This is a genomic window from Amphibacillus sp. Q70, assembly GCF_052055485.1.
In the GTDB taxonomy this organism is placed as follows: domain Bacteria; phylum Bacillota; class Bacilli; order Bacillales; family Amphibacillaceae; genus Amphibacillus.
On the sequence record NZ_CP197171.1, the window covers coordinates 1,505,539 to 1,525,837 of the forward strand.

19 protein-coding genes and 1 pseudogene are annotated in these 20,299 nt (G+C 35.0%); 12 read left to right on the top strand and 8 right to left on the bottom strand.

Translation table 11 applies throughout. The features are described 5' to 3' along the window. Positions 1 to 89 precede the first annotated feature (89 nt). The gene (locus tag ACS127_RS06815; RefSeq protein WP_440897671.1) at positions 90 to 1,271 is read right to left on the bottom strand and encodes a DUF4317 domain-containing protein; all 1,182 of its coding nucleotides are present in this window, start codon (positions 1,269 to 1,271) and stop codon (positions 90 to 92) included. Positions 1,272 to 1,389: 118 nt separating this feature from the next. Beyond that, positions 1,390 to 1,560, bottom strand: coding sequence for a hypothetical protein (locus ACS127_RS06820; RefSeq protein WP_440897672.1), 171 nt, complete (start codon positions 1,558 to 1,560; stop codon positions 1,390 to 1,392). A gap of 127 nt (positions 1,561 to 1,687) precedes the next feature. On the opposite strand from ACS127_RS06820, the gene ACS127_RS06825 reads away from it, so the two are divergent. Beyond that, positions 1,688 to 2,629 (top strand): SDR family oxidoreductase, encoded by a 942-nt coding sequence (locus ACS127_RS06825; RefSeq protein WP_440897673.1) that lies wholly within the window; start codon positions 1,688 to 1,690, stop codon positions 2,627 to 2,629. Positions 2,630 to 2,745: 116 nt separating this feature from the next. On the opposite strand, the gene ahpF is transcribed toward ACS127_RS06825, so the two are convergent. Both ahpF and ahpC read right to left on the bottom strand, forming a co-directional pair. After that, positions 2,746 to 4,275, bottom strand: a complete 1,530-nt coding sequence (gene ahpF, locus ACS127_RS06830) for an alkyl hydroperoxide reductase subunit F (protein WP_440897674.1) — start codon at positions 4,273 to 4,275, stop codon at positions 2,746 to 2,748. A gap of 14 nt (positions 4,276 to 4,289) precedes the next feature. Next, a complete protein-coding gene (ahpC, locus tag ACS127_RS06835) occupies positions 4,290 to 4,856 on the bottom strand; it encodes an alkyl hydroperoxide reductase subunit C (RefSeq protein WP_440897675.1) in 567 nt (188 codons plus the stop codon). Between the two features lie 377 nt (positions 4,857 to 5,233). On the opposite strand from ahpC, the gene ACS127_RS06840 reads away from it, so the two are divergent. After that, positions 5,234 to 5,794, top strand: coding sequence for a maltose acetyltransferase domain-containing protein (locus ACS127_RS06840; RefSeq protein WP_440897676.1), 561 nt, complete (start codon positions 5,234 to 5,236; stop codon positions 5,792 to 5,794). Positions 5,795 to 6,208: 414 nt separating this feature from the next. Here the strand turns inward: ACS127_RS06840 and ACS127_RS06845 are convergent, their stop codons facing one another. Together ACS127_RS06845 and ACS127_RS06850 are read right to left on the bottom strand one after the other, a co-directional pair. Further along, the gene (locus tag ACS127_RS06845) at positions 6,209 to 6,967 is read right to left on the bottom strand and encodes a BtpA/SgcQ family protein (RefSeq protein WP_440897677.1); all 759 of its coding nucleotides are present in this window, start codon (positions 6,965 to 6,967) and stop codon (positions 6,209 to 6,211) included. A 40-nt stretch (positions 6,968 to 7,007) separates the two neighbouring features. Further along, positions 7,008 to 7,745 (bottom strand): annotated as a pseudogene (locus ACS127_RS06850) (tryptophan synthase subunit alpha); the annotation flags it as partial. A 357-nt stretch (positions 7,746 to 8,102) separates the two neighbouring features. On the opposite strand from ACS127_RS06850, the gene ACS127_RS06855 reads away from it, so the two are divergent. Genes ACS127_RS06855 through ACS127_RS06900 form a run of 10 tightly spaced genes read left to right on the top strand, consistent with a single transcriptional unit; the run spans position 8,103 to position 17,611 of the window. Further along, entirely contained in the window at positions 8,103 to 9,137 is a 1,035-nt protein-coding gene (locus ACS127_RS06855; RefSeq protein ID WP_440897678.1) for a BMP family lipoprotein, read from the top strand. A gap of 12 nt (positions 9,138 to 9,149) precedes the next feature. Beyond that, positions 9,150 to 10,682: an ABC transporter ATP-binding protein gene (locus tag ACS127_RS06860; RefSeq protein ID WP_440897679.1), complete on the top strand. Its 1,533-nt coding sequence runs from the start codon at positions 9,150 to 9,152 to the stop codon at positions 10,680 to 10,682. Then, positions 10,679 to 11,764: an ABC transporter permease gene (locus ACS127_RS06865; protein ID WP_440897680.1), complete on the top strand. Its 1,086-nt coding sequence runs from the start codon at positions 10,679 to 10,681 to the stop codon at positions 11,762 to 11,764. The genes ACS127_RS06860 and ACS127_RS06865 overlap by 4 nt, the downstream gene beginning before the upstream one ends. Positions 11,765 to 11,767: 3 nt before the next feature. Further along, positions 11,768 to 12,664 (top strand): ABC transporter permease, encoded by an 897-nt coding sequence (locus ACS127_RS06870; RefSeq protein ID WP_440897681.1) that lies wholly within the window; start codon positions 11,768 to 11,770, stop codon positions 12,662 to 12,664. A gap of 1 nt (position 12,665) precedes the next feature. Next, entirely contained in the window at positions 12,666 to 13,244 is a 579-nt protein-coding gene (locus ACS127_RS06875) for a cysteine hydrolase family protein (protein WP_440897682.1), read from the top strand. 1 nt (position 13,245) lies between these two features. Continuing rightward, positions 13,246 to 14,223 (top strand): carbohydrate kinase family protein, encoded by a 978-nt coding sequence (locus ACS127_RS06880; RefSeq protein WP_440897683.1) that lies wholly within the window; start codon positions 13,246 to 13,248, stop codon positions 14,221 to 14,223. Next, positions 14,183 to 14,941: a nucleoside phosphorylase gene (locus tag ACS127_RS06885; RefSeq protein WP_440897684.1), complete on the top strand. Its 759-nt coding sequence runs from the start codon at positions 14,183 to 14,185 to the stop codon at positions 14,939 to 14,941. Before ACS127_RS06880 ends, ACS127_RS06885 begins: the two co-directional genes overlap by 41 nt. A 28-nt stretch (positions 14,942 to 14,969) precedes the next feature. Beyond that, complete coding sequence (locus tag ACS127_RS06890; RefSeq protein WP_440897685.1) at positions 14,970 to 16,127, top strand: iron-containing alcohol dehydrogenase; 1,158 nt, start codon at positions 14,970 to 14,972, stop codon at positions 16,125 to 16,127. A 1-nt stretch (position 16,128) separates the two neighbouring features. Next, on the top strand, positions 16,129 to 16,839 hold the full coding sequence (locus ACS127_RS06895; protein WP_440897686.1) for a tryptophan synthase subunit alpha: 711 nt from the start codon (positions 16,129 to 16,131) through the stop codon (positions 16,837 to 16,839). Positions 16,840 to 16,873: 34 nt separating this feature from the next. Continuing rightward, complete coding sequence (locus ACS127_RS06900) at positions 16,874 to 17,611, top strand: GntR family transcriptional regulator (RefSeq protein ID WP_440897687.1); 738 nt, start codon at positions 16,874 to 16,876, stop codon at positions 17,609 to 17,611. A gap of 236 nt (positions 17,612 to 17,847) precedes the next feature. Here the strand turns inward: ACS127_RS06900 and ACS127_RS06905 are convergent, their stop codons facing one another. Both ACS127_RS06905 and ACS127_RS06910 read right to left on the bottom strand, forming a co-directional pair. Beyond that, positions 17,848 to 18,747 (bottom strand): DUF1002 domain-containing protein, encoded by a 900-nt coding sequence (locus tag ACS127_RS06905; protein WP_440897688.1) that lies wholly within the window; start codon positions 18,745 to 18,747, stop codon positions 17,848 to 17,850. 378 nt (positions 18,748 to 19,125) lie between these two features. Beyond that, positions 19,126 to 19,995, bottom strand: a complete 870-nt coding sequence (locus tag ACS127_RS06910; protein ID WP_440897689.1) for a DegV family protein — start codon at positions 19,993 to 19,995, stop codon at positions 19,126 to 19,128. Positions 19,996 to 20,299 lie beyond the last annotated feature (304 nt).

The following is a 20,299-nucleotide window of genomic DNA, read 5'->3' on the forward strand; positions in this document are numbered from 1 at the left end:
TTGAAGTCTCTAGTTTAAGCTATTAACCGCATGAAATTTGTCTGCTTATTATATTAAGCAGCCTTGTTTCATGCGGTTTTTACTTTTGTTTAGTCCTCTTCAGACTTATCTCCGAAAACCTCAGGGATCATGGTAAACCCATCAATAATGGTTTCCTCTTCAACTTCAATCATTAAATAGCGTTTACCACCAAAGTGGATTTGTCTAACATGATGTAAATCTTCTGGACTAATGGCAACATTAGCTATCTTCGTATTAATTTTAATCGATTTTTTATTGTATTTTGGTACAATATTTTTGGCTTTTAACTGATATTGATTATCATCAATAACATTGTTAAAAGCTGTTTCAACTTTTTCAGTATCAACATTTTCAACACCACTATACTTTAAAACATTTTCAACATCTTGATAATCTAATGTTGCAGAATCTTCCTCATCCTCTTCAACAACACGATGAACTTCTTGATAAATATTTGCCAGGGTTGATGTGTTGAGCTGATGACCAATGGCATCACGAACAACTTCTTCAAAGATAATTTTGTCCTCTTTAGCTGTGATTGTTTCCTCTGCATTGAGTACCTCTGCAATAAAATCTTCATCTGGTTCATTCGCTTTTGGTGCAGAGTAGAGAATACGATTCACGTCAGCGGCATGGTCGATAAAACAAGGAAACAAAAACCCACCAATCGGTTTTTGAAGATTAATTACAGGATCAACCACGACGTTATACTTGAATTCCTTTTCAATATAATCAAAATGCAATTCCTTTTTTGGCTCTTGAGTTTGATTGATACTGGATAAAATAAAAGCATGGGAGTGTAGAGAATTGTATTCACTCTCTTCATCCTCGGTACTTTGCCGCTTGATCGGTTTGAAATATTCTGCTTTGATGAAGGTGATCACAATATCCATTTCATATTGTTTTGTCTGGAGTATTTTTTCAACTAATTGAATCATTTGTGCTTTCCAATTGTCTTGGTCATCTGTTAATAAAGCTTGATGTAAAATGAGCTGACTTGAGTCCTCAATATCTGTCTGGAATTTGAGCTCAAATAATTTTTCATCAACTGAGCCGGTTAGGACTTTTTTAAAATTATTTAGAAAGAGCTCTTGTTCATCTTGATCGAGTAGCTCAAAAGGTTGGCTTTGTTGATGATAAATGTCACTTGATTCTTTCATAACATACACATTGAAAATTTCACTAATATGTAATAAATCATTATTTTTCTTAAATTGTTTTCGAATGTCAGCAATTTCTTTTTTGTTCATTTGTTTTCCCCCTAACTGATATGATCTTATCATATTTTACTATCGATCGGGCGAGGGAATTTTTTTCAGTTGAAAAGTACTAGGCCCCAGAGCCTTGCTTGGGGCAGTTTTGTTTGATCTATAGGATTGGAAATGTTTCAGTCAGCCTTGGATTGATATAATAAGGCGGCCTTTCACCAATTAGGGACATTGTCATTGTATAAGGGTTATCATGGTAGAGTAATTCAACAGTTTGATTGGTTTCATTAAATAATAGTAATTGAACACCTGGATAATAATAAAAATTCATCTTTCATTCCCCCTTTATTCACTATTCTATTCAGGTATGTCTCATATGTCCGTGATTTTTTAATTTTTTCACTCATTTAGCCCATGTTCATAAAGTAATATAGGCTATTAAAATAGGAGGTTATCTAATGAGTGAACAGTTTAATGAAAATAAACAACAGAGGCAAGATAGTTATCCTCTTTATCCCTATTATGGATCAGTGACTAAATATGAAGATATTTATTTAAGTGTGCCTGAACAACGGCAATACAAACAGCCAGGACTTGAAACATTGATGGATCCAAAGCCAATTGTTGAGAATAGAAATCTTCAGGGAAGTCATAAACTTAGAGGGAAAGTGGCACTTATAACTGGAGGGGATAGTGGAATTGGTGCAGCTGTTGCGATTGCCTTTGCAAAGGAAGGGGCGGATATAGCGATTTCTTACTTAGATGAACATGAAGATGCGAATCGGACTAAGCAAAGAGTTGAGGAGCTGGGGCAGCGCTGCTTATTGTTACCCGGTGATTTACGCCACAAGGAGCAATGTCTGGCTATTGTTGAAGCAACAGTTAACGAGTTTGGCGAGCTTGATATCTTAGTCAATAATGCTGCTATTCAGTTTCAACAACCTAGTCTGCTTGATGTTACTGATGAACAGTTTGATAATACATTTAAAGTCAATATTTATTCATATTTCTATGTGACAAGAGCTGCGATTCCATATTTAAAACCTGAAAGCTCAATTATTAATACAAGTTCAATTGTTGCACATGCGGGAGAGGCACTGATGATTGATTATACAGCGACAAAAGGAGCCATTATAGGATTTACAAGGGCCTTGGCCAACAGTCTTGTTAAAGACGGGGTTCGAGTCAATTCGGTAGCACCGGGCCGAATTTGGACACCATTAATCCCAGCTAGTTTTGCGGCGGATGATGTTGCAATTTTCGGATCGCAAAATCCAATGAAACGAATGGCACAACCTTTTGAAGTGGCATCATCATATGTATTTTTGGCTTCTGATGATTCAAGATTTATGACCGGACAAACGTTACACCCTAACGGGGGAGAAAGGACGTCATCGTAGGGTAGGTGAGAGCGCACGAAATGAGATTTTCGTGCGTTCGAGTTCGAGCATTGAACCGACTCAATCGAGCATAGAATAAAAAAACCTGAACATCAAGCAGATGCTCAGGAATTATATTAGTTTCGAATCAGGTAATCGAAAGCGCCTAGTGAAGCAGTAGCACCTGCCCCCATTGAAATAATGATTTGCTTATATGGGGTATCTGTACAATCACCTGCTGCAAAGATACCTGGGATACTTGTTTGACCATTTTTATCAATAACAATTTCACCCATTTTATTACGTTCAATTTTAGTGCCAAGCCATTCTGTGTTAGGAACTAGCCCGATTTGAACGAAGACACCTTCAAGATCAACATGTTTCTCTTCCTTTGTTTCACGATCAATATAAGTTAGTCCATTAACCGTATCATCACCAGTAATTTCAGTTGTCTGTGCATTTACAACAACATCAACATTTGGTAAACTGCGGAGACGTTCTTGAAGAACAGCATCTGCCTTAAGCTCCGGTAAAAACTCAAACACTGTTACGTGTTTAACAACGCCAGCTAAGTCGATTGCTGCTTCAATTCCAGAATTACCTCCACCAATGACACCTACATGTTTTCCTTCAAATAGAGGGGCATCACAGTGTGGACAATAGGCAACTCCTTTATTTTTGTACTCAACTTCTCCTGGAACGCCAACATTACGCCAACGTGCACCTGTTGAAAGAATAAGTGTTTTACTCTTTAAGATAGCACCATTATCAAGTTCAACCTCAAAGAGGTCCTTTTTAATAATGTCTTTAGCTTTGAGTCCTTTCATTACATCAACATCATATTCATTGACATGTTCTTCGACCTCAGCCATTAGTTTAGGACCTTCAGTATATTTTGTACTAATAAAGTTTTCGATACCTAATGTATCCATGACTTGACCGCCAAAACGATCAGCAACGATTCCTGTTCGAATCCCTTTACGGGCAGCATAAATCGCTGAACTTGCACCAGCTGGTCCACCGCCGACAACAAGGACATCGAACGGGTCTTTAGCGTTTATTTCAGAAGCGTCAACACCACTTCCCATTTCATTGAGAATATCTTCAATGGTCATCCGGCCACTAGCCATAAATTCACCATTTAAATAAACAGATGGGACCGCCATGATGTTTTTACCTTCTACTTCATCTTTAAAAGCGGAGCCTTCTACCATTGTGTGTGAAATATTAGGGTTAATGACACTCATTAGGTTTAAAGCTTGAACAACATCTGGACAGTTGTGACAAGTTAAACTGACATATGTTTCAAAATGAAATTTGCCTTCAATATTTTTAATTTGCTCGATTACGCTATCTTCGACCTTAGGTGCACGACCGCTTACTTGGAGAAGTGCCAGTACTAATGATGTAAATTCGTGACCAAGTGGGATACCAGCGAATACAATTCCGCTATCTTCCGCACCTTTTTGATTGATACTAAAGCTAGGTGTACGCTCTAATGTCGTTTCTTCAACAGAAATCATCGATGACATCTCTGAAATCTCATTAACGAGCTCAAGTGTTTCCTGAGAAACTTTATCGTCACCTGCACTTACCTTAATAACAATATCACTTTCTAACAGGTCTAGATATTGTGCGAGTTGTTGTTTAATATCCTTTTCTAACATTATGATCAGACTCCTTAAATTTTACCTACAATATCTAAACTTGGTTTAAGTGTTTCGCCGCCTTCTTCCCATTTTGCTGGGCAAACTTCACCTGGGTTTTTACGGACATATTGAGCTGCTTTAATTTTATTAATAAGTGTACTTGCATCACGACCAATGCCATCTGCATTAATTTCTACCGCTTGAATAACACCATCTGGGTCAATGATAAAAGTACCACGATCAGCTAAACCAGATTCTTCATTAAGAACATCAAATTGACGTGTAATCGTTTGTGATGGATCACCGATCATAATATATTCAATTGAGCCCACTGCTGTAGAGTGCTCATGCCATGCTTTGTGGACAAAATGTGTATCTGTTGAAACCGAATATACCTCAACATCTAAATCTTTAAGTGTTGCATATTCTTTTTGAACATCTTCTAATTCAGTTGGGCATACAAATGAGAAATCTGCTGGATAAAATACAACAATACTCCATTTTCCTTTTAGATTTTCTTCTGTTACCTCAAAGAAATCCTTACCTGCTTGAAAAGCCTGTGCTGTAAATGGTTGTACTTCTGATCCAATAAGTGACATAATAGTTATTCCTCCTTAAATTTTTAGAATTATTAAAGGATCAATGACTTCTCAATAGGAAGTATTTATCGATAATAATTCTAATTCGATATCCATTATTATAAAGTATCTATTTTATAAGTCAAGTAGAAAGATTCAGTCTGATAATAAGCTGTTTCTGTTGTTTTAATAGTATTTGATGCTATCGATAATCTATACTTAAAAATTAAAAAGAAAAAATTTGCCCCTTTAAATTATCGTTTAAATAAATATATTTGATAATGAAAAGAAAATCTTTTGAGGAAATTGCTTTATATCTGTCTATACAGGTGGGTTTATTTTTGCTAGACTAATGCTAGCTGTAATAAATTTAATTAATAGGGAAGGGATTGCTGGAATTGAAAACTGAAAAGGAAAAGATGCTTGCAGGAGAGCTGTATCGTCCTGAAGATCTAGAGCTAGTAAAGGGGCGGAAAAATGCACGCCGTCTTGTTCACTTATATAATCAAACAGACGAAACTGAAGATGAAAAACGTTCACAATTACTAAAAGAAATGCTAGGTTCAATGGGGAAAAATATTAATATCGAACCCACTTTTCGTTGTGATTATGGTTATAATATTCATGTGGGAGAAAACTTCTATGCGAATTTTGACTGCTGTATTCTAGACGTATGCGAGGTTCATATTGGTGATAACTGTATGTTAGCACCGGGCGTGCAAATTTATACGGCGACACACCCGCTTGGGCCCACCCTGCGTAACTCAGGTCAGGAACTTGGAAAGTCAATTACGATTGGGCACAATGTTTGGATTGGCGGCAGTGCGGTGATTAATCCAGGAGTAACAATCGGTGATAATGTTGTCGTCGCATCTGGTGCTGTAGTGACAAAATCTGTTCCAGATAATGTGGTTGTAGGGGGTAACCCAGCACGTGTGATCAAAGAAATAAATGAATAAATAAATATTTTGGATTACTATAAAAAGAAGCAGGCAGACTTGTAAGGTAAGGTTATTACTGAAGACTACATAAAACGAAACTTCAATCAGTGGGAGTTGGGCCCACAGGATGTAGGTCATGCAGATATTTCCGGTGGGACGAGTAACCCGTTGTTGCCCCGAGTTTTACGGACAGTTATCTGTGATAAACGAGCGATTAAAATGTGTATTCCGTGGTCAGGATTGATATTCTACGGAATTTAGGTAGATAGTTAATGTTTAGAAGGAACGTATATTAGTTATTAGAAATACCTCCCAATCTTTTTATGATGTTATACTCAATTATCATAATATAAGATGTGGGGAGGTATTTTTTCTGTCTTAGTACTAGAGCTGAACATTGTAGAATTTATTCGAAGCGTTAGTAAGTACTAATTATAGTAAATTGGATAGTTCACGGACTTTAATTTCGGACACATGATTTTCTACTTTATTATCGGATTTGATTGAAGACCCGACTATCACACCATCTGCATAATCAAGTAAATCTGCTATATTTTCTTGATTGACTCCACTACCAATTATCAATTGGGTTTCTCCAACTAGTTTCTTTAAGATGTTTGCATCTTTTGAAGAAGGTGCGTTTCCTGTTTCTATCCCGGTTAATATGATGGCATCTGCACCTGCTTTTATGGCATCATTAACTGCTTCTTCAATAGTTTGTGGGCTAAATGGGTAGGATTCCTTGACGTTTACATCAGCAAATACGCTCACTTCAGAAGATAAGAATTTCTTCTTTCTCATTAAACCTGCTGCCATTGGTTTTAATATGCCACCCATTGAGTGACGTGTTTCAACAAAAGATTCAGCTCTTATAAAGTCAGCACCACATAGAGAGGCAATGACCATTTCTTCTGAGTTATAACAAGAGTGGATATTAACTCCGAGTGGAATAGAAGCACACTCTTTTATACGAGTAAAAATATGGGTATAAGCTATATATATTTCAAAATTGATATCAGTTAAATAAGGAATATCAAAGAAATTCTCAACTATAACTTTAGTTGCTCCACCCTTTTCCAAAGCTGCTAAATCTTTTAAGGCAAATTCTACAATTTCGTCGATTGAATCTGTATTATTTGGCGAAGTAGGTAATGCTCTAAGATGAATCATCCCGATTAATTCTTTTGGCATCATTTTAAACCCCTTTATCATTTAAACTAACAACGAAATATTAATGGTTATCACTAACTATGTTACTTAATTTTTTAATTAAATTCGATTGTTCTTCTAAATTATCCTCTAATTTAATAACCATACTTCCTAGAAATACACCGTCAGCACCAGCGTCATAGACTTCCTTTAATAATTCTGGAGTATGAACGCCTATCCCACAATAGATTTTTCGATCAGAATGGATGACTGAACGAACTTTGTCAACACAATGTTTAAGTGTGGGGTACTCATCACTATATTTAGCTTCATGGCTAAATCCCTCAAGATAAATAAAACCATTCGATTCTTTTGCTAAAAGAATATCTTCTTCTAGCATTTCTCTAGTCACAAAGCTACTAGCATAAAATCCTTCTTCCTCTAATTCTTTGCGGATATTTGGGTACTCATTTCCGGCTAATAGGATATTATTTTCACCTAACTCTTTCATGAATTCGGCAAATTCTTTTATTCCGATAGATTTGATTGTTTCTTCATAGATGTTGACTAAGATCTCTATATCGGGCAGTTCATTTTTAATGTCTAATATGGCCTCCATATAGTCTCTGTAATTTGTTGTATTTTCACGAGCTTTAGCAATTCGAACTTTAAGCAAGTCATTATCGAGATAAGGGTTTTTCGCTGGAAAGTCTGCTTCGATTATATCCACACCATTCTGAACATATCTAAGAGCTCGTTTTTTAGATTCTGGTATGGTGGGATAACCGTTTGATAAATAGGCAATTAATTTCATAGTATTTCTCTCCTTTTTGCGTAATTGCCTTCACTTTACTATAAAATTATCTTTGCACAAGTATTAAAATTTCAGAACAAGTAAGGAAGTTTACGAATGTATTAAGATTTATCGAAAAAATATCTAGTTACTAATTATGATTATCTACCAATCCTCATTGTTGTTGCTAAAAGTAAAATCACCCACGTTTAAATATAAATTTTCTTTTTGAAACCACATAGTAGTTATGACTATCCATAGTTTATTTATTTAAATTGTGTTAAAAAAATCACTTGTACTTAAATTAAGTACCTAGCAAACGGATAATTAAGCGCTTACAATTAAACTGAAACATTCAAAATATATTCGAAAGGGAGTATTAAGATGAGACTTAAAGTATTTCAAAAGTCTTTAATTGTTGGTTTATTGGTGTTTATATTAGTAGGTTGTTCGAACGAGGAAGGGAATAACGATGATTCAACAGACGGTGCTGATTATAGTGTAGCGCTGATAACAAGTGAGGGTGGTCTAGGCGATCGTAGTTTTAATGATTCGGGCCATGAAGGATTGAAGAAAGCCGAAGAGGAATTTGGTATCTCAACAAGAGTAGTAGAACCAAGAGATGTATCTGAAGGTGAGACGTATTTTAGACAATTAGCAGATGCAGGTATAGATCTGGTCATTACCATGGATCTTGGACATCAAGATGCGCTTGAAAGTATTGCTCCAGACTATCCAGATACGCAATTTGCAATTGTAAATACGATTGCAGAAGGTGAAAATATCTCATCTATAATGTTTAAGGAACATGAGGCATCGTTCCTAGCAGGGGCTTTAGCAGCAATGGTTACGACTGAAGATGGTTTAGAGCAAACCAATAATGATGAAATAATTAGTTTTGTTGGCGGTCTTGATTCACCAGGTATCACTATTTTCTTAACAGGCTTTACATCAGGGGCAGAACATATTAACGAAAATATTAAAGTCTTATCTGCTTATACTAACTCTTTTGCAGATCCGGCACGTGGAAAAGAAGTTGCATTATCGCAAATTTCAGAAGGTTCTGATATTATTTTTCAGGCGGCGGGAGCGACTGGTGAAGGAGTCATACAAGCGGCAGAAGAAAAAAATGTATTTGCCATTGGGGTTGATTCTGACCAAGATAGTATTGCTCCAGGATATGTATTAACTAGTGTAATGAAACGAGTAGACAATGCTGTTTATAATTTAATTCAAAGTGGATTGGAAAATGATAGCTATGAATCTTTATATGAATTGGGTTTGAAAGAAGAAGGAGTACAATTATCGCCGATGGAACACACAAGAGATTTGCTTCCCGAAGAATATTTGGAAGAAGTTGAAAAGCTAAAAGAAGACATCATAAATGGAGATATCGTTGTAGAAGATACGAGACTTTAAAGGATGATGAATATGAATGCCATTGAAACAAGATACTTAACCAAGAAATTTGGCGAATTCACAGCCATTAATGATGTGAGTTTACAAATAAAAAAAGGTGAAATCCATGCCATTTGTGGAGAAAATGGTGCAGGAAAATCTACTTTAATGAACATGCTTTTTGGTTTGCTCGAGCCAACAAGTGGTGAAATTCTATTAAATGATGTTAAAGTCAATTTCTCATCACCAAAAGAAGCTATTGACCATGGAATTGGAATGGTTCATCAACACTTCAAATTAATACCGAGTTTATCCGTGTATGAGAATGTATTATTAGGAGAAGAAATAACGAATAGATTTGGAAAAATTAACAATAAAAAAGAAAAATACAATGTACAACAGACAATAGATAGATTTAGTTTCGATTTAAATGCAACGGATACTGTTGGAAGCCTATCAGTTGGAGCCCAACAAAGAGTTGAAATAGTAAAAATGTTACATCGAAAGATAGATTTATTAATTTTAGATGAACCAACGGCAGTACTAACGCCACAAGAAACGGATGAATTGCTGGATAGATTAGTTGAGTTAAAAGAAACAGGAACAACAATTATCATCATTACCCATAAATTAGATGAAGTTAAAAAGGTATCTGATAAGGTGACTGTTATACGTAAAGGAGAATATGTTGGGACAGTTAATGCCTCAGAGGTTACAGAACAACAGATTTCAAGGATGATGGTTGGGAGAGATGTTATTACGGTAAAAAGTGATGGCATTGTCCCGAAAAATAGTGAAGCTTGGTTAGAACTGAGCCAATTGAACCTGATTTCTAATAAGGGTGTAAATATCTTGAACGATATTAACCTTAATATTAAAAAGGGAGAAATTGTTGGTATTGCAGGTGTTGAAGGAAATGGTCAAAGTGAGCTGATCGGAATTTTAACAGGAATGATTAAAAAGACGTCTGGGAGTATTATTTACCAAGGAAAAGAAATAAAAGATATGTCACCATCTAAGCTAAGAAAAATTGGTTTTGGCCTGGTTCCTGAAGATCGTTATAAACATGGGCTCAACATTAATATGTCAATTTGGGCGAATATGATTGCTGGTCGTTTTGATGCAGATGGTGTAGTTAAACATAACTTTTTAATCAAGAATAATATTGAAAGAAAAACAGAAAGTCTCATTAATAAATTTGATATTCGGATCAGTGATAATATCAATAATGAAGTAAGTTCCTTATCTGGTGGAAACGCTCAAAAAATTATTATGGCAAGAGAAATTAATTGTGATCCTAATGTAGTTATTATGAGCCAACCTACTCGCGGAGTTGATGTCGGTTCAATTGAATTCATCCATTCACAAATCCTAGAGCTGAAGAAAAAGGGAAAAGCTATCTTATTAGTTTCTTCAGAGTTGACAGAAATTTTGAACCTGAGTGATCGCATTTACGTCATTTACAAAGGAAATATTGTAGGAGAGAGACTAGTCAGTCAAACAAATAAAGAGGATTTGGGTATGTTGATGTTAGGCGCTGATGGAGAACGGAGTCAGGTCATATGAAAATAAAAACATTTTTTAAACAATTTAGTCGTTCACTATTCCCTATTATACTGGCATTGATCATTGGGTATTTTATTATACTATTTTCAGGATTCAATCCCAATGAGGCGTATTTGCAATTAATTCGAGGTTCACTAAGCTCATCCTCGCAAATTTTAAATACTTTATTTGCCGCAACACCCATATTGTTAACAGGTTTAGCAACGACGATATCTTTTAAAGCAGGCCTCTATAATATGGGAGCAGAAGGACAGCTATATTTGGGAGGTTTTGCGGCTGCATATGTTGGGTTTACCTTACAAGGATTATCTCCTTTGATACATATTATCTTAGCCTTGTTGGCAGGGATAGTCGTTGGGGCATTATTTGCTTTTATTCCAGCCATTTTAAGAGCGTATCTAAAGGTAGATGAAATGGTTTCAACATTGATGCTTAATTATGTAGCGATATTATTTACAACCTGGTTAGCTAGTTATCCGTTTAGAGCACCTGGAGCATCTAATCCAGAAACTGTTTCAGTAGCTAACTCAGCAGTAATCCCAAGGATTTTTAGTGGGGCTCAATTACATTATGGCTTTTGTATAGCACTTCTAGTGTTTGTCATCGTGTACATTATGTTAAAGAAAACAACCCTAGGTTATGAAATTGAATCTATCGGAAAAAACCCTGATTTTTCTGGTTTTGTTGGAATTAATGTATCAAAAAAAATAGTCATTATCATGGTTATTTCCGGAATTATTAGTGGGCTGGCAGGTTCGATTGAAATTTTGGGGACACACGGAAAATTTGCTAGTGGTTTTTCTCCTGATTATGGCTGGACGGGTTTGACAATTGCTTTAATTGGAAATCTCCATCCTGTAGGAGTCTTGTTAGGCTCAATTCTTTTCGGAATCCTAAAAACGGGCGGGAGTACAATGGAAATTATGACAGGTGTGCCAAGGTCAATCATCTTAGTTTTAGAGGGGTTAATCGTTATTTTTCTAACTGTGAATTTATTTAATAACCGTTCCCCGATTTTTAATAAGTTTAGAAAAAAATTTCAAACTAAAGAAAAAATAATGACTGCGGGAGAGGAGAGGTAGGGCATGGACGCTTTATTACAATTAATTCATACCACTCTAAGAATGACCACCCCAATTTCTTTGGCAGCCTTAGGGGGCTTATATGCACATCGTGCAGGTGTTTTAAACGTTTCTTTAGAAGGCATGATGCTTTCAAGTGCGTTTACATCGGTAGTTGTGAGTTATGCTACTGGAAATGTCGTTTTGGCTGTATTGGCTGGTATTGTTAGTTCTTTACTGCTAGGTTGTATATTTTCAATATTTGGCATTTCATTTAAAGGTAATTTGATAATTGTTGGTTTAGCTATTAACACCCTAGTGGCAGGTTTTAGTTCATATTTTTTGCAAGTTGCATTTGGTCAACGCGGTACTTTCTCTGATGCAAGAATAGTAGGTATCGAAACCTTAGATATTCCAATATTACGTGATATCCCAATATTAAATCAAATTTTAAATAATCACACGCCAATTGTGTATTTAAGTTTTATTACACTACTTATTGTACATGTTATTTTATACAAAACTAAATTAGGTGTTTACATTCGAACGGTGGGAGAAAATGAGGAAGCTGCTAAGTCTGTTGGTTTACCTGTTATGCGAATTAGATATGTTGCGATATTAATTGGGTCAATTCTGTGTGGGCTTGCTGGAGCGAATATATCGCTTGAGAATGTATCTGTTTTTGTAGAAAATATGACTGGCGGCCGAGGCTTTATTGCTCTAGCAGCGATTTACTCTGGTCAAGGAACAGCAGTTGGTACTTACTTATTCAGTTTATTATTTGGGTTAGCAGATGCTTCACAAATCCGATTGCAGAATATCAATATACCTGGTGCGTTTGTACAAATGATTCCATACGTTACGATTGTCATTGTACTTTCAATTATGGGCGTAGTTAATAAGAAGAGGAGAGCATATTGATATGGTTAATAAAGAGAGACCAAACTATGACGCAGCGTTAATTGTTATCGATATGATTTATGATTTCGTAAACCCAAATGGAGCTGTTTATTATGAGAATAATAGAAAAATATTGCCTAGAGTTATAGAAACTATAAATAGAGGAAGAAAAAATAATACACTAATTATTTATATTCAACATTCTCATCGTAAGGATAAATATGATGTGAAGACATTAACGGGCCGACCAAACAGTATTGCAGGAACAGGTGGTGATGAGCTAGATCCCTCACTACCCATTGATTATGAACATGATTATATCTTGAAAAAAAGAAGATACAGTGCATTCTATTATACAGATTTAGATTTGATTTTACGTGAGCATGTCATTAATAAATTATATATTGTTGGAACAAAGACAAATAATTGCGTTCGTTCAACAGTGGAAGATGCTTATCATTTAAATTATCAAGTAAATGTCATTGGAGATTGTGTGGCAACTGATAATGATGAAGTGAATCAGATATATCTGAGAGATATCGATCGTTATTATGGCAAAGTAGTTAGTCGTGAAGAAATTTTTGCGGATGGGAGAATATAGTATGTCTGATTGTTTAGATATAATGGGCATTGGTTATCCAAGTCTAGATTATGTTATTAGATTAAATGATGAACCATCAATTGGGAAAACATCACTCATTACAACACATAATCATAAAAAACCATACTTCGGGGGTTGTGTTGTAAACATTATCTACTTGCTGAATACTCTTGGCTATAATTGTGGGCTGACGATGACAGTGGGCAAAGATTTCAAAGAGAGTGGCTTTGAAAAATTTTTAACGGATAATAAAGTGTCTTTACAATATACAAACCAGAATAATGATTTAAATACCTCTTATACGAATCTATTAATGACTCCCAATGGAGAACATATTACGTTATTTTCTCAAGGACCAATGAGTTCAAAGCTGTTTTGCCCACAGGATTTTAATGATTTAAATGTAAAATATGGGTTATTGACCATTGGTGAACCTAATGCAAACAAACACTTTTTAAATGTATGTATCGAAAATAATATTCCAACTATTTTTAGTATGAAAGGAGATTACCATTCTTTAGATAAAGAATATCTAGTGAAGGTAATAGAACATAGTGAAGTCATTTTCATGAATGATGCTGAATATGCACAATTAAATCAATATTTACCTCAGAAAATTTTAAGTTATTTATCAGTAAATGAAAACAAAGTGATTGTTATTACTTTGGGAAGTAAAGGCAGTTTGGTTTTTAGTAATAAAGGGGACTATTTCGTGAATAGTTATCCTGAAGCTAATGTAGTAGACACCACAGGGGGTGGTGATGCTTACATTGCTGGTTTTTTATCGCAATATTTAGAAAATAAAACATTAGAAGAAGCAGTCATTCGGGGGACAGCATTATCTTCATGTATAATTGAGGATTTTGGTTGTTTAACAAATATCCCTACCATGGAAGAGCTTCAATTTAGAGAGAACAAAATAAAGGAGTCGATTAATTATGAAAGAGCAGACACTATACTTAGAACTTACCAAAGATAAAGTAGCACCATATGCCGTTATGTCAGGTGATCCTAGAAGAGTAGAGAAAATTATTCCTTTACTGGATGAGGTTGAGAAAGTATCTGTTAGTCGAGAGTTTCATACTTATACTGGTAAATATAAAGGGATGCCTGTAACGATATCTTCTACAGGAATGGGGGGACCTTCTGCGGCGGTTACATTGGAGGAGTTATATGAGGCTGGAATAAAAGCTGTTGTACGCTTGGGAACAGTTATGGGTTTGAGCGATAATCTAGGTAAGTTTTTTGTTCCGGTTGCTGCTATGCGGAGAGAGTCTACCAGCAAATATTATGTAGATAGTTCATACCCTGCCGTAGCCAGCCATAAGCTTGTGAACATCATGAATAACAGTATTATTAAGCATAACCGAGAAAACGAAAACGGTATTATTTGTTCAACGGATGGCTATTACACAGAAATGAAAGAGTCAAGGTTATCAAAACAAATGAGTACTGATGTGATTGGAGCTATGAATGATCTACATAAATATAATATTAAAGGCTTAGATATGGAAACAGCCACTTTATTTACATTAGGAAACTTGATGGGAATAGATATTTGTTCAGTTATGCTTGCCACAGTGACCGATAATTTAAATCAATCACTTGAATTAGATGTAAGGAAAAATGAAGAAGAGATGTTAGCTAGAATCGTATTAGAAGGATTACTAATGTACCATCAACAAAAAAATAAATAATAGTAAATAATCAAAAGGAGAGTTTAACATGCTACCCATGAGACCGATGAAGCTTGGCGGAGAATTTATAATATTTGGTGAAAATTCATTAGAATATTTATCACAGCTAGAAGGTAACAGGAAAAAAGCATTTATTGTTAGAGATGGAGACTTTCTTGAACAACATGGTTTCTTAGACGAAATAGTTAATTTATTGGGAAAAGGTGGGTTTGAAGTTGATGATTTTAATGAGGTAGAGCCAGATCCATCTATTGAAACAGTTAATAAAGGTGTAAAGAAAATGCTAGCATTTGAACCGGATTGGATTATTGCAGTGGGTGGAGGGTCTGTGATGGATGCCGCTAAAGCCATGTGGATCATTTACGAACACCCACATTTAAAAAGTATTGCAGATATAACCAATCCAATCCCTAAATTACGTAAGAAAGCTAAGATGGTTAATATACCTACTTCAAGCGGTACAGGGAGTGAGGTAAGTCGTTCAATTGTAATTACTGATCCTAGCACACATACCAAACATGGGATTGGCGATATGGAAATGATGCCTGATATTGCTATTCTTGAACCCAAATTAACAGCTACATTGCCAAAATCAATGACTGCTGCAACAGGAATGGATGCATTTACTCATTCTATAGAAGCAAGAACGTCGAGAAGGGCAAACTCATTAGCAGATGCTCTTGCTGACAAAGCGATTAAAGACATATTTGAAAATATATTGACGGCTTATAATGATCCAAAGAATTTAAAGGCAAGAGAAAATATGTTAGTTGCGTCGATGATTTCAGGTATGGCTTTTACAAATGTGTCCTTAGGTATTGTACACAGCCTTGCTCATGCATTTGGTGGTAAATTTGGAGTTCCTCATGGTATTGCGAACGCTATTATATTGCCGTATGTTATGGAATATAACACTCAAGATCAACGTGCGGATGACATTTATAAGGAAATCAGTAATAATCTTGATACAGGAAAATCACTAATCACAATCGTTAATGAGTTAAATAAACAAATGGATATCCCGCCACGATTAAAAGATCTCATTAATAAAGATGAGACATTTGATTCATTATTAAATGAATTAGCGGAACTTGCCAAAGCAGATGGTTGTACAAAAACCAATCCAATTCTTCCATCAATTGATGAATTTAAAGAGCTATTTAAAGTGTGTTACTATGGGTCATAGAATGGATTTAGTATGTTATCTTTCAAATGGATTTCCTAATCATGAAGAAACTATAGAGAATGCAAGAGCATATATTGCCGGTGGCTGTAATGTGATTGAAGTTGATTTGCCGACAGATAACCCATTTATGGATGGAGAATTACTACAAGAAAGAATGATTCATTCTTACAATCAAGACCCAACTTTAGAGTCACATATTGAGACTATATATAAATTACGCCGAGAATTTCCTGATCAACGTTTGATAACTTTAGCTTATGAAAAAACAGTAAAGAAAATGGGTTTGCAACGCTTTGTTACATTGTATAATGAGAATAGTATTGAAGCTGTTATTCTTGTAGCAACTGAAGATGATGAAGTTAAAGAGTATCTGATGAGTCAAGGTCTTCAAGTTGTTAGCTACATTCCCTACCATTTTACTAAAGAAGAAATTGCCAATGCAAGAAATACTAATGGATTTATCTATTTGCAAGCAAAGGCAGAGCAGCGGGAAGCTAGTCAAACCCTAGAAGAAGTGATTTCATATATACGTTACCAATTAAAGATAGCTGATTCAATATATTGTGGCGTAGGAATAACTAGTCCAGCTGATATCAGAAGAGTAAAAAATGCAAAGGCAGAAGGCGTTTTTGTTGGTAGTGCGGTATTCACGAAAGAAAAAAATAAACAGGAAATGTCAGAATTCATATCTACTTTGAAGCAGGAAACATAATATACTACTGCTAAAGCTTGAGGTGAGGGATAAAATGGAAGGTAATTTACCTCTTTATGTACAATTAAAAAATTATTTACTTAGACATATTGAAGGGAACTTAAAGCCTAATGAACAAATCCCTTCAGAAAACAGTTTGATTGAAATGTTTAACGTAAGCAGGACAACTGTTAGAAAAGCTTTAGATGAATTAACTGCGGAAGGTGTATTATATAAAAAGCAAGGGATTGGAACTTTCGTGAAGTTTATTAAAAATAATCATAAGTTAGGCGACTATACTGGTTTTACTCAAAAAATGAAAAAAATGGGGTGTGAGATTCAATACAACTTAATCAGTAAGGAAGTTATGAATGCTAATAATGCTATCGCTTCGCGACTAAAGTTAAATCAAGATGAAAAGGTATTTCATATCGAAAGAATAGGTATCAGAGATGGCGTTCCACTTAATTTAACATATAGCTATATCCCATATGAGAAAGTAAAAGGGATAGAAGATTATGATTTTGCCAAAGCCTCTTTATATCAAGTCTTAAAGAAAGTATTTAACATTGAGATTGTAAGGACGACTAAAGATATTGAAGCAATAGCAACTGATTATAATATTGCAAAGAAGCTAGAGATAGCAGAGGGTTGGCCTGTTTTAAGATTTAATGGCTATGTGCATGGCATTTCAGGATGTTCAGAAGAGTTCCCTATCGAGTATTTTCGGACCTACTATCGAACGGATAATACAAAATTTTATATTGAGGAGAATGTAAATAGGCAGAGTTAGATAATAATGGATGCAGTAAATTATATTTACTCATCACTAGTCTCTACTTTTAACTTTGTTAAGTAGACTTAAGCTCCGCGATTTCTGGTATATCATATTTCCAAGATACATTTTTATGCAATGATCAAAAGCCTAGCATCGATATTTTAACGGTGCTAGGCTTAAGTGTAAAATCTTATTTCTTTACTATTGTTTACTTACCAGAGTTAAGTTTCAAATCACTAAAAATAATTTACTTAATCATTAGAGAAGACAGACAAGAACCAATCCCAAATCGATTGAAAGAAGTTAACAACGCTTCGAATAACACCTTGTCCTTCTTCACTCTCAGCAAAATCACTGATCCAATTTTTGGTGGCATCAATCGTATCCGTTACTTTACCCCAATCAATGTTTAAGTTACGTAAATTATCAAATAACTCAACTAGACGATCGAGTTGGGCATCTGTTAAGTCAATTCCCAATTCATTAGCTAATCGTTCGATCAAGTCGCGTAGTTCTTCCGCTGATTGTGGGCTTTCTTCTTCAATTTTTTCTTTAATTTTGTTCATAAAGTCAACAGCTTCATCTTCATCGATGTCTTCATCTTCTGCTAGTTCTGCTGTGACAACCATTTCTTCATTCGCTGCTTGTTTGACTTCTTCGTCAATTTTTTCTCCAGTTGTTGCTTCATAAGCCTTCATGATACCTGTTAAGGCACCCGTCCCTGAAACATCAAAAGGGGCAGTGACATAAATTTCAGCACCACTTACACCGGCGGTAGCAAGGGCATTTGAATACATTGAGCCTGTAATATAAGTAATTTTATTTGTCGTTACAGCAATTCCGGTATTATCATCTCTTAATTCAATTCGAGCTGAGGAAATGGCATTTGAACCAATTTGAGCTGCAGGAATAAAATCCCCTAAATAATTGTGTTCTTCTTCGTTTGTCACATAAATAATCTCTACATCTTCTTCATTCTCAATGCCCATTTCATTTAAAACCGTTTCTCGCTGTGATTGAGATAAATCTTCACCGAGTGTAACGATTTGCTCACCAGAAATAGCATCCGCTAAGACTGTCGGAACAGTAGTGTATATGAAGAAAGTGAATGCTAGAAAAACAATACTACTCTTTAGAAAAAACTTTTTCATTGTATAGTCTCCTTTTCACGTCTAATAAAACGTATTAAAAAACTCACTCTTATTTTACAACATTTATACCAGCTTGTCTTGCAATACTGTTCGATCAATTTATTCCTTTTTCTATTTAAAAAGACATCTTTGAGCGTATTAATAATAAGAAGTTAGCTGTTGCTTGATACCGCTATTCTTTGACCGTTAGACTGTTGAGCCTTTTCTAAGTTAACTTCTGGGGCAGGTGTCAAAAACTAAACGGTAATTTTTAAAACACAATATATAGGTGTTAATCAGGTGCAAAATAACGGATATCGTATTTTAAGTTATAGGATTTTGATATTTGCCATGTCAATTATATGCCGCATTATAAAAAGAACATAGTCAGTTATACATTTAAGCTTCAGCGATGGGGATAATCCCCATTCCCTTCGCTCCTTTTCCGCCGTGAGTTCCCAGTATTGGAGTTAAGTATCCATAACGGTAATTTAATTCAGGAAATTTTGTTTGAATTTGATTTTTGACTGATAGAATATCCTCTTCTGCCTCTCCGTGAGCAAAAGCAATATCAATCTTACCATTATATTTTTCATAAGCTTCTTCTAAGAGTTTTAACCACCTTTTATATACTCGCTTTGTTGTACGGACTTTTTCAAAAACCTCGACTTTTCCTTTTTCATCAATAATTAGAATTGGTTTTATATTTAACAAGTTACCTAAAATGGCAGATCCCTTTGATAACCGTCCCCCTTTTACGAGGTTGGATAAATTCTCTATCATAACGTAAATATATGAATTGTTAGCTACCCATTGTAATTTTTCAACCACTTTTTCTAAAGGAAGTCCATTATTAATTAATCGCTGTCCTTGAAGGACGATATTTTCAATAACAAAGGAGGTTCCTTTAGAATCAACAAAGTAAGAATGAATGTGATCTTTATATTCTTCAGCAACTAGTTGTGCAGTTTGCATAGTCCCACTTAATTGTGAAGATAAGTGAACAAAAATGGCATAATCATACTTTTTCTGAATTAGTTCATTCAGTAATATTACATATTGACCTGGTTCTGGTTGCGAAGTTGTTGGCAAAGCCTCCGATTCTTCCATGCGATTATAGAATCGCCTAATTTTGTTTTCATCGTTTGTATCGGTAAATACTTCTCCATCAGCAAATGTTACAGTGAGGTTCACTTGATATATATTTGGCTGATTCAACACTTCCTCTGATAGACTTCCAGTACTGTCTACAATAAATGCTACTTTCAACTTTTTTCTCTCCTTACTATATGTATCTCTATATTATACAAGATATTTTTGAAATCCGATAAAATTTAAAATAAAAGAACGCTCGATTCTTATAAAATTTCAAATGACAATTAAAAATGTATTGAAGAGAGGCGTTTAGCCTCAGCAAAAAAATATAAATTAGACCTGAGTAATCTTGAAAGTCTTCTCAGGAAATGATCTGAATCATCTTTTTGACAAAAACCTACGAACAAAATTGAGCGGTGCTGTTCTGATCGAACAAATCTTAGGAGAACATTATATTGTAAGATTTATATGGTAAGTT